Source organism: Prescottella defluvii (genome assembly GCF_000738775.1).
In the GTDB taxonomy this organism is placed as follows: domain Bacteria; phylum Actinomycetota; class Actinomycetes; order Mycobacteriales; family Mycobacteriaceae; genus Prescottella; species Prescottella defluvii.
In genome coordinates, this window is the sequence record NZ_JPOC01000050.1 from 1 (window position 1) to 3,386 (window position 3,386).

A 3,386-nucleotide genomic window follows, 5' to 3' on the forward strand; every position below is an offset into this window, starting at 1 on the left:
GCGGCGCGAAGCTGTCCTCGGTGCTGGGGCCGGGGATGCCGGGGTGGTGCCGGACATCGATGTGGAGCCATATCTCGAATCCGTCGTGGAGGCTGCCCGGGAGGTGCTCGACGACAGCGAGGATACGTTCGCGGCCCGGTTCGGTAGCGGTGTCAAGGCCATGCCGGGCGGTTTGAGGGTTGATTCGATTCCTGTCAATATTGACGTATGTCGAATCAATCGTCGAGTGGGGTCGAGGCCTGCTGCTCGCCCATCACGCGGGAGCCGTTGACCTCGGATTGGGCCTCTGACCTGGCCCGGATGTTCAAGGCGCTCGGGGATCCGGTGCGTCTGCGGATGCTGAGCCTGATCGCCAGCCATGAGAACGGCGAGAGCTGTGTCTGTGACATCTCTCCGGCGTTCGAGCTGTCCCAACCGACCATCTCGCATCACCTCAAGGTGCTGCGCGAGGCCGGTCTGCTCGACTGCGAGCGTCGCGGTACCTGGGTGTACTACCGGGTGATCCCGTCCGCGCTGGCGCAGTTGTCGGCGGTGCTGTCGTCCGAATCCGGCGTCGTCGAAGGCTCCGCCTGCGTGTCGGAAGCCCCAGTCGTGGAGGCGGCTCGATGACTGAGACGACCACCCATCCCGTTGTTGTCGGCAAGCTCTCGACCCTGGACCGGTTCCTTGCGGTGTGGATCGGCGTCGCGATGGTCGTCGGTCTGCTGCTGGGCCGGATGATCCCCGGTCTCGGCGACGCCCTCGGTGCCGTCGAGCTCGACGGCATCTCCCTGCCGATCGCGCTCGGGTTGCTGATCATGATGTACCCGGTGCTGGCGAAGGTCCGCTACGACCGCCTCGACACCGTCACCGGCGACCGCAAGCTCCTGCTGGGCTCCCTGCTGCTGAACTGGGTCCTCGGCCCGGCGCTGATGTTCGCCCTCGCCTGGATCTTCCTGCCCGACCTGCCCGAATACCGGACCGGACTGATCATCGTCGGCCTCGCGCGCTGCATCGCGATGGTCATCATCTGGAACGACCTCGCCTGCGGTGACCGCGAGGCCGCGGCGGTGCTGGTCGCGATCAACTCCGTGTTCCAGGTGATCATGTTCGCCGTGCTCGGCTGGTTCTACCTCTCGGTGCTGCCCGGCTGGCTGGGCCTCGAGCAGACCACCATCGAGGCTTCGCCGTGGCAGATCGCGAAGTCGGTGCTGATCTTCCTAGGCATCCCGCTGCTCGCCGGGTTCCTGACTCGGTACTTCGGGGAGAAGGCCAAGGGTCGCGCCTGGTACGAGGAGCGGTTCCTGCCGAAGATCGGCCCGTGGGCGCTCTACGGCCTGCTGTTCACCATCGTGATCCTCTTCGCGCTGCAGGGCGAACAGATCACCTCGCAGCCACTCGATGTCGTGCGGATCGCGATCCCGCTGCTCGCGTACTTCGCGATCATGTGGGGCGGCGGCTACGCCCTCGGCGCCGCAATGGGACTGGGCTACGAGCGCACCACCACCCTCGCGTTCACCGCCGCGGGCAACAACTTCGAACTCGCCATCGCGGTCGCGATCGCCACGTACGGCGTCACCTCCGGGCAGGCCCTCGCCGGGGTGGTCGGCCCGCTGATCGAGGTCCCGATCCTGGTGGGACTGGTCTACGTCTCACTCGCGCTGCGTAAGCGGTTCACCCGCACCCCAGCGCCCACGCAGCTTTCCTCGTGATCCGCGACCGACTTCCACTGCTTCCGAAAGGTTCTCGATGACCACCGCATCCCCGAACTCCACTCCGTCGGTCCTGTTCGTCTGCGTCCACAATGCCGGCCGCTCCCAGATGGCCGCCGGATTCCTCACCGCGCTGGCCGGTGACCGGATCGAGGTCCGCTCCGCGGGCAGTGCCCCGGCCGCGCAGGTCAATCCCGCCGCGGTGGAGGCGATGGCCGAGGTCGGTATCGACATCTCCACCCAGTCCCCGAAGATCCTCACCGTCGACGCCGTGCAGGCGTCCGACGTGGTGATCACGATGGGGTGCGGTGACACCTGCCCGGTCTTCCCCGGAAAGTCCTACCGCGACTGGGTTCTAGAGGATCCGGCCGGTCAGGGTGTCGACGCGGTCCGGCCGATCCGCGACGAGATCAGGGCGAAGGTCGAGGCCTTGGTCGCCGAGTTGACCGCGTAGCCCATCCCACCCCAGCTGATTCCGAACGTCGACCTGGTCGTCACCCTCGGCCGCGAAGCATCCCTCGCCCCGGTACCGGGCTCCGCGTTCGAGAACTGGGACACCGACGAGCCGCCCGAGCGAGGCATCGACGGCATGGAACGGATGCGGCTGGCCCGCGACGACATCGCCGCCCGCGTCACTGACCTCGCTGACCGCCTGCACCCCTGACACACCTGTGTCGGCCACCCTGGCACAGGGCGGCCGACACGGGGACTGCGGTGTTCAGCAGCAGGAGTTGCCGGCGGCGGCCGCTTCATTCTCGTCCGTCTTCTCGGCCTCGGTGGCTACGGTGCCGCAGCACACGCCGCCCTCGGATCCCTGCGGGCCGGCGAGGTGCTGGGGGCTCGAGCCGAAGGTGTCGGAGTCGGCGAGGACGGTGTAGACCTCCCACTTCTCGCCGGCCGGCCCGGTCACCCACACCTTGTCCTGGGTGGCGAAGCAACAGGTGGTGCCGATCTCCTCGTCGGTGAACAGGCCCTCGTCGGTCAGGCGCGCGATCTCCGCGTGCACCTTCTCCGACGATTCGACCTCCACTCCGAGATGATTGATCGTGCCGCCCTTACCGGGGTTCTCGAGCAAGACGAGCTTGAGCGGCGGCTCGGCGATCGCGAAGTTCGCGTATCCCGGCTTCACTTTGGCCGGCTCGGTGCCGAACAGCTTCGAGTAGAACGTGACCGCTTCCTGCAGGTCATCGACGTTGAGTGCCAGTTGAGCGCGTGACATGACAGACCATCTATTCGATATATGTCGAAGTTCTTCACCTACAGGGTGCTCCACCTTTTCGGCATATGTCAAGAAGGTTGGGTAGGATTGTTGCCATGCCGAAAGCCTTGCCGGTCATCGACGTCAGCGCGCCCATCTGCTGCGCGCCGATATCCGCCGGGCCGATGAGCGACGACGCAGCACTCGAGATCGCGCTGCGCCTCAAGGCGCTCGCCGACCCGGTCCGGATCAAGCTCATGTCGATCCTGCTCACCACCGACGTGGGTGAGGTCTGTACCTGCGATCTCGCCACCGGAGTCGACCTCGCGGAGTCGACCGTCAGTCACCACCTCGGTCAACTTCGCAAGGCCGGCATGGTCGAATCCCAGCGCCGCGGCATGAACGTCTACTACCGAGCCCGCAGCGACTCCCTCGATGCCCTGCGGCTCGTCCTGGATCCGAACTGCTGCACCTAGTTGTGATGTCCAGGGAGGTTG

Annotated in this window: 6 protein-coding genes and 1 pseudogene; 6 read left to right on the top strand and 1 reads right to left on the bottom strand. The window is 66.3% G+C overall.

All coding sequences use genetic code 11. The features are described from left to right. From IJ15_RS26735 to IJ15_RS26740, 5 genes and pseudogenes are all read left to right on the top strand, one after another. Positions 1-271, top strand: a 271-nt coding sequence (locus IJ15_RS26735) for a hypothetical protein (RefSeq protein ID WP_231569577.1), incomplete at its 5' end; no start/stop codon positions are given. Continuing rightward, a complete protein-coding gene (locus IJ15_RS0117725; RefSeq protein ID WP_031939685.1) occupies positions 208-609 on the top strand; it encodes an ArsR/SmtB family transcription factor in 402 nt (133 codons plus the stop codon). The genes IJ15_RS26735 and IJ15_RS0117725, both read left to right, overlap by 64 nt. Continuing rightward, positions 606-1,691, top strand: a complete 1,086-nt coding sequence (arsB, locus tag IJ15_RS0117730; protein ID WP_031939686.1) for an ACR3 family arsenite efflux transporter — start codon at positions 606-608, stop codon at positions 1,689-1,691. The genes IJ15_RS0117725 and arsB overlap by 4 nt, the downstream gene beginning before the upstream one ends. A 37-nt stretch (positions 1,692-1,728) precedes the next feature. Then, positions 1,729-2,145 (top strand): arsenate reductase ArsC, encoded by a 417-nt coding sequence (locus IJ15_RS0117735; protein WP_031939687.1) that lies wholly within the window; start codon positions 1,729-1,731, stop codon positions 2,143-2,145. A gap of 3 nt (positions 2,146-2,148) precedes the next feature. Beyond that, positions 2,149-2,355 (top strand): annotated as a pseudogene (locus tag IJ15_RS26740) (low molecular weight phosphatase family protein); the annotation flags it as partial. Between the two features lie 54 nt (positions 2,356-2,409). Here IJ15_RS26740 and IJ15_RS0117740 read toward each other — a convergent pair. Next, entirely contained in the window at positions 2,410-2,910 is a 501-nt protein-coding gene (locus tag IJ15_RS0117740) for an ArsI/CadI family heavy metal resistance metalloenzyme (protein WP_031939688.1), read from the bottom strand. Positions 2,911-3,005: 95 nt separating this feature from the next. Between IJ15_RS0117740 and IJ15_RS0117745 the strand changes: the two genes are divergently transcribed. Continuing rightward, positions 3,006-3,365, top strand: a complete 360-nt coding sequence (locus IJ15_RS0117745; protein WP_031939689.1) for an Rv2640c family ArsR-like transcriptional regulator — start codon at positions 3,006-3,008, stop codon at positions 3,363-3,365. Positions 3,366-3,386 lie beyond the last annotated feature (21 nt).

Coding starts and splice junctions, on each gene's coding strand:
- IJ15_RS0117725 (WP_031939685.1), top strand. CDS start 208: ATGTCGAATCAATCGTCGAGTGGGGTCGAGGCCTGCTGCTCGCCCATC.
- arsB (WP_031939686.1), top strand. CDS start 606: ATGACTGAGACGACCACCCATCCCGTTGTTGTCGGCAAGCTCTCGACC.
- IJ15_RS0117740 (WP_031939688.1), bottom strand. CDS start 2,910: ATGTCACGCGCTCAACTGGCACTCAACGTCGATGACCTGCAGGAAGCG.
- IJ15_RS0117735 (WP_031939687.1), top strand. CDS start 1,729: ATGACCACCGCATCCCCGAACTCCACTCCGTCGGTCCTGTTCGTCTGC.
- IJ15_RS0117745 (WP_031939689.1), top strand. CDS start 3,006: ATGCCGAAAGCCTTGCCGGTCATCGACGTCAGCGCGCCCATCTGCTGC.